Below are 3,696 nucleotides of genomic sequence, written 5' to 3' on the forward strand. Positions count from 1 at the left end.
TTTTATTATTTAGTCATCAATTCCTTCCCATAGTTCAGAAATTGGTATAGTTTTTCCTTCTTTTCTTTCTTGCAAAGCCCGTCTTAAACTAGCTTTAATTTCTTCTACTGGGGTATCATCAGGATCAGACTCATTTTCGTCGGATACTAACACAATAATTTTAACTCGACTAGGTATCACTAAATCTAAATGATCATCTAATAACAGTTCTTTGTCATTATTTAGGGTTGCCATTACTTCAAATGCTTTCATTAACTTAACTCCATGACACGATATGATCATCTTATCACAAGAGAATTAAAGACATTCTAGTTATCCATAAAACAGATATACTCATTATTACATCTCCAGAGAAAAACCCATTTTTGCCAATTGTAGTTTAATCTCATCAATAAAAACTTGTGCCTGTTGTAAAAGTTCCTCAGCTAACTGTAAATCTGGTTTTAACATTTCTCCGTAATCATTAACTTGTCGCTCGTTAAAAGCTCTATGCAAACTACGGGATAACTCCTTAGAAAAAATCCCAGTTTTGACAAATTCTTTATCAAACAAACTAATAACTCCACTATGCTTGGATGTGCCTAAATTACGAGTAGCTAATAATCCCATTACTGCATAAAACATAGCATAATAAGAACGGTTAATCGTTCCTCTAATTTTCAACTCTTTCAATAAGAGTTTGGCTTCTGTTAAGGTTTCGTCAGCTTGAGATAAACGATATTTAACTAATAATTCTAATTGAATATCCATTACACTACAATTCCTTCACTTAATACCTTAGATAGTAAGGGATTAGCACCTACAGCCCCTGATTTAATTTGATTTTCTGTGACTACAAATGTAGAAATTACCAGATTATGCTCAAATCCGACTTCCCATGCTAAATAATAAATTTTTTCTCGGTGCGATCGATCTAACTGTGGTACTTTGATAAAGACATCTAAATCAGAATCTTCTGTAGCAGTTTCTTTAACCCGTGAGCCAAAAATGCGTAAATCCAGAATGGGCATAATTGTCTCCAATCGAGAGCGAAACTCTTTGACAATTTGAATATCTCTACTTTTCACCATTACACTTACTCCAAAACAAAACCTACCTTACATTCCGTCTTTTCTTTCTTGCATATAAATAAAAGTTTACCAAAAATTAGGATCGATCGAGATACAGTTATTATTAGAACAAAATTTAACAGATTATTTTAATATTAATTACTCATTTATCAGGTTCGATTATTGATTTGGTTCGATCGAACTTTTCTCTCTTTTATTTCTAACCTCCTTCATAAATGTCTTTTCTATGACCAATTTCATGTACTGTGATAATTTTATTACTTACCTGAAAAGTATAAATAACTCTATAATCACCAATTCTGATTTTATAAAAACCCGATAAATTTGCAGTTAATGGTAATGGTATTATATTTTCAAAATTATCTTCTAGCCATTGTATTTTTTGGCTCTTCTACAGTAGCTATGATCGATCTATTTGGCTCGATCGACATTAAAAATCATCAGGGGTTAATCCAGTTAATTTAGCAATTCTGGCTAACATTTTCGGACCAATTTCTTCTCCATCATGAAAAGCAAAAACCACATCATTCCAACCTAATTTTTCTAAGATTTTATGAGAGCCTGTTTGTCGTTTAACTTTCCAACCGATGTTTTCTAGTGCTTTTAAGACTCGTTTTGCTTTAGCAGATGACCATTTACTCATATAGCAACAAATGATAAAGTAAGATTGTTTTCAAAACGTTCACTCTGTTCAAGTTGATCCGCTAAAACACGCAAAGCTAGAGCTTGGACTTTTAAAATAGCTTCCTTTTGACTATTACCATAAACTAAAACCCCCGGAAGTTCGACAATTTCAGCAATATAGCGTCCATCCTCTTCTTGTTCTATGTCAATTTTATAATTCATTATGGCTAATTTTTATTAGTTAATAATTAATGTTTCTACAATAACTGAACTTCAATGCTAATGACAAGGCGATCGAGCAGTGCCACTTTGTGATCGAACTTTTTACTTTTTGATAAAATTAAAACTAAATAAAACAATACTATAAAGATAATATGAGACAAGTTTTTTTATATCGAGATGAAGATGGTTATTGGATTGCAGAATGTCCTAGTTTAAAAGGTTGTGTTTCTCAAGGGGAAACAAAAGAAATAGCTTTAATCAACATCAAAGAAGCTATTAATGGTTATATCAAAGCCTTAGAAGAAGATAACATCCCTATTCCCCTCGAAAACTTTGAGGCATTATTAGTAGCGGTATGACAAAAATCCCCAATATTTCAGGCAAAATGTGGGTTAAAGCATTAGCAAAAATTAGACTTCTCCAGAAATTATGATTTTATCACCGTAGAACAGGCATCTTGCCTGTATTTTTGAAGATGTCTATTTGTTATTATCAAAAACGTCAAGAAGAAAGTCACATAATTTTAAGAAAAGATAATCCTTTTTCACAAATTGTTGTACCTAATCATAAGAATATCGCAAAAGGCACATTAAGAACAATCATAAAAAGTGCTAATTTAACTATAGATGAATTTATTAATTTACTATAAATTTTAATTAGTATAAAGGATAAAGTAATTACTTTTCGTGTGTCAGAAAAATTGTTAAAAGCTATCAAAAAATCAGCACAAAAACGAGGTATTAGTTATCAAAAATGGTTAAGAGAAACCGTTGAATCTTCTTTAATTGATTACTAATTTATCAGGTTAGATTATTGATTAGGCTCGATCGAACTTTTCATTCTTTTATTTCTAACCTCCTTCATAAATATCTTTTCTATGACCAATTTCATGTATTGTGATAATTTTATTACTTACCTGAAAAGTATAAATAACTCTATAATCACCAATTCTGATTTTATAAAAACCCGATAAATTTGCAGTTAATGGTAATGGTATTATATTTTCAAAATTATCTTCTAGCCATTGTATTTTTTTTATGATTCTTTGTTGAATTGTTGGGTTTATTTTGTTGAGTTGCTCGATCGCTTTTTGCTTTAATTCTAGGGCATAACACATATACAAACTTTGAGAATTTATTATAGATTATTTAATTGCTTTATTACTTCTGTCAAGGGAACACCTTTTTCTCCTCTCAGTGTTTTTTCTTGAGATTCAATTAATCTTTTTTTTACGTCTTCTTTTAAGTTAAGATCAAAATCAGGATCGTGTAAATACTCGGTTAAAGTTTGTTCGATCGTTTCTTTAACTGTATCCTGAATTAAATTTTTAAAATCGTCGATCGTTAAATCTTTTATTTGCATAAGGATAATTATGTTCAATAAATAAGTAATAGGACTTTATTATAATCTCAAATTCTATTTTTGAGGATTTAACAGATTATCTCAATTTTATCAGGTTCGATCGTATTTTTTATTAAGTTTCCCTAAAATTATTTAATTCTTCTTTTCAAAAGAGTATAAAAATCTCCTCTTTTACCAATCATGAGAATAAAAACTGTTTTAACATCTTCATCTTTTATTCTTGGATGATATTGATCTTTATACATCGAAGGCTTCATCTCTATTTAAAAATTTTAATCTCTTGAGTAAAACGTCATTTTTCCTCTCTAAAAGTTCTGCCCCTTCTTCTGTTAAAAGAAGATATAGGGTTTCAATTTCCTGTTTGTTCATAGAGGTTATTAATTCCGCTATATTTTGAATAGGTATATCGATCGAAAGT

At 30.1% G+C, this 3,696-nt stretch carries 12 protein-coding genes; 3 read left to right on the forward strand and 9 right to left on the reverse strand.

The window, feature by feature from the left end; genetic code table 11:
• Positions 1 to 9: 9 nt before the first annotated feature.
• The 6 genes from ACN4EE_RS22300 to ACN4EE_RS22325 all read right to left on the reverse strand — a co-directional run bounded on the left by ACN4EE_RS22300 (position 10) and on the right by ACN4EE_RS22325 (position 1,916).
• The gene (locus ACN4EE_RS22300) at positions 10 to 252 is read right to left on the reverse strand and encodes a type II toxin-antitoxin system RelN family antitoxin (protein ID WP_431708718.1); all 243 of its coding nucleotides are present in this window, start codon (positions 250 to 252) and stop codon (positions 10 to 12) included.
• A gap of 87 nt (positions 253 to 339) precedes the next feature.
• On the reverse strand, positions 340 to 750 hold the full coding sequence (locus ACN4EE_RS22305; RefSeq protein WP_431708719.1) for a HEPN domain-containing protein: 411 nt from the start codon (positions 748 to 750) through the stop codon (positions 340 to 342).
• Positions 750 to 1,070: a nucleotidyltransferase family protein gene (locus ACN4EE_RS22310; RefSeq protein ID WP_431708720.1), complete on the reverse strand. Its 321-nt coding sequence runs from the start codon at positions 1,068 to 1,070 to the stop codon at positions 750 to 752. The genes ACN4EE_RS22305 and ACN4EE_RS22310 overlap by 1 nt, the downstream gene beginning before the upstream one ends.
• Positions 1,071 to 1,269: 199 nt before the next feature.
• Positions 1,270 to 1,449 carry a type II toxin-antitoxin system RelE family toxin gene (locus ACN4EE_RS22315; RefSeq protein ID WP_431708726.1) on the reverse strand — a complete coding sequence of 60 codons (180 nt, stop codon included), beginning with the start codon at positions 1,447 to 1,449 and terminating at the stop codon, positions 1,270 to 1,272.
• Positions 1,450 to 1,500: 51 nt separating this feature from the next.
• The gene (locus ACN4EE_RS22320; RefSeq protein WP_431708721.1) at positions 1,501 to 1,713 is read right to left on the reverse strand and encodes a type II toxin-antitoxin system HicA family toxin; all 213 of its coding nucleotides are present in this window, start codon (positions 1,711 to 1,713) and stop codon (positions 1,501 to 1,503) included.
• Complete coding sequence (locus ACN4EE_RS22325) at positions 1,710 to 1,916, reverse strand: type II toxin-antitoxin system HicB family antitoxin (RefSeq protein WP_431708722.1); 207 nt, start codon at positions 1,914 to 1,916, stop codon at positions 1,710 to 1,712. The genes ACN4EE_RS22320 and ACN4EE_RS22325 overlap by 4 nt, the downstream gene beginning before the upstream one ends.
• A gap of 152 nt (positions 1,917 to 2,068) precedes the next feature.
• On the opposite strand from ACN4EE_RS22325, the gene ACN4EE_RS22330 reads away from it, so the two are divergent.
• The 3 genes from ACN4EE_RS22330 to ACN4EE_RS22340 all read left to right on the forward strand — a co-directional run bounded on the left by ACN4EE_RS22330 (position 2,069) and on the right by ACN4EE_RS22340 (position 2,712).
• Positions 2,069 to 2,275, forward strand: a complete 207-nt coding sequence (locus ACN4EE_RS22330) for a type II toxin-antitoxin system HicB family antitoxin (protein WP_431708723.1) — start codon at positions 2,069 to 2,071, stop codon at positions 2,273 to 2,275.
• Positions 2,276 to 2,391: 116 nt separating this feature from the next.
• On the forward strand, positions 2,392 to 2,565 hold the full coding sequence (locus ACN4EE_RS22335) for a type II toxin-antitoxin system HicA family toxin (RefSeq protein ID WP_431708724.1): 174 nt from the start codon (positions 2,392 to 2,394) through the stop codon (positions 2,563 to 2,565).
• Between the two features lie 27 nt (positions 2,566 to 2,592).
• Positions 2,593 to 2,712: a CopG family antitoxin gene (locus ACN4EE_RS22340; RefSeq protein WP_431708727.1), complete on the forward strand. Its 120-nt coding sequence runs from the start codon at positions 2,593 to 2,595 to the stop codon at positions 2,710 to 2,712.
• Positions 2,713 to 2,766: 54 nt separating this feature from the next.
• On the opposite strand, the gene ACN4EE_RS22345 is transcribed toward ACN4EE_RS22340, so the two are convergent.
• The 3 genes from ACN4EE_RS22345 to ACN4EE_RS22355 all read right to left on the reverse strand — a co-directional run.
• Entirely contained in the window at positions 2,767 to 3,033 is a 267-nt protein-coding gene (locus ACN4EE_RS22345) for a type II toxin-antitoxin system RelE family toxin (RefSeq protein WP_017293382.1), read from the reverse strand.
• Between the two features lie 20 nt (positions 3,034 to 3,053).
• Positions 3,054 to 3,278 carry a hypothetical protein gene (locus ACN4EE_RS22350; RefSeq protein ID WP_017293383.1) on the reverse strand — a complete coding sequence of 75 codons (225 nt, stop codon included), beginning with the start codon at positions 3,276 to 3,278 and terminating at the stop codon, positions 3,054 to 3,056.
• A 237-nt stretch (positions 3,279 to 3,515) separates the two neighbouring features.
• Positions 3,516 to 3,696: hypothetical protein (locus tag ACN4EE_RS22355; protein ID WP_431708725.1), on the reverse strand; the 181-nt coding region annotated here is incomplete at its 5' end.

This window comes from Geminocystis sp. CENA526, assembly GCF_050753365.1.
GTDB lineage: Bacteria > Cyanobacteriota > Cyanobacteriia > Cyanobacteriales > Cyanobacteriaceae > Geminocystis.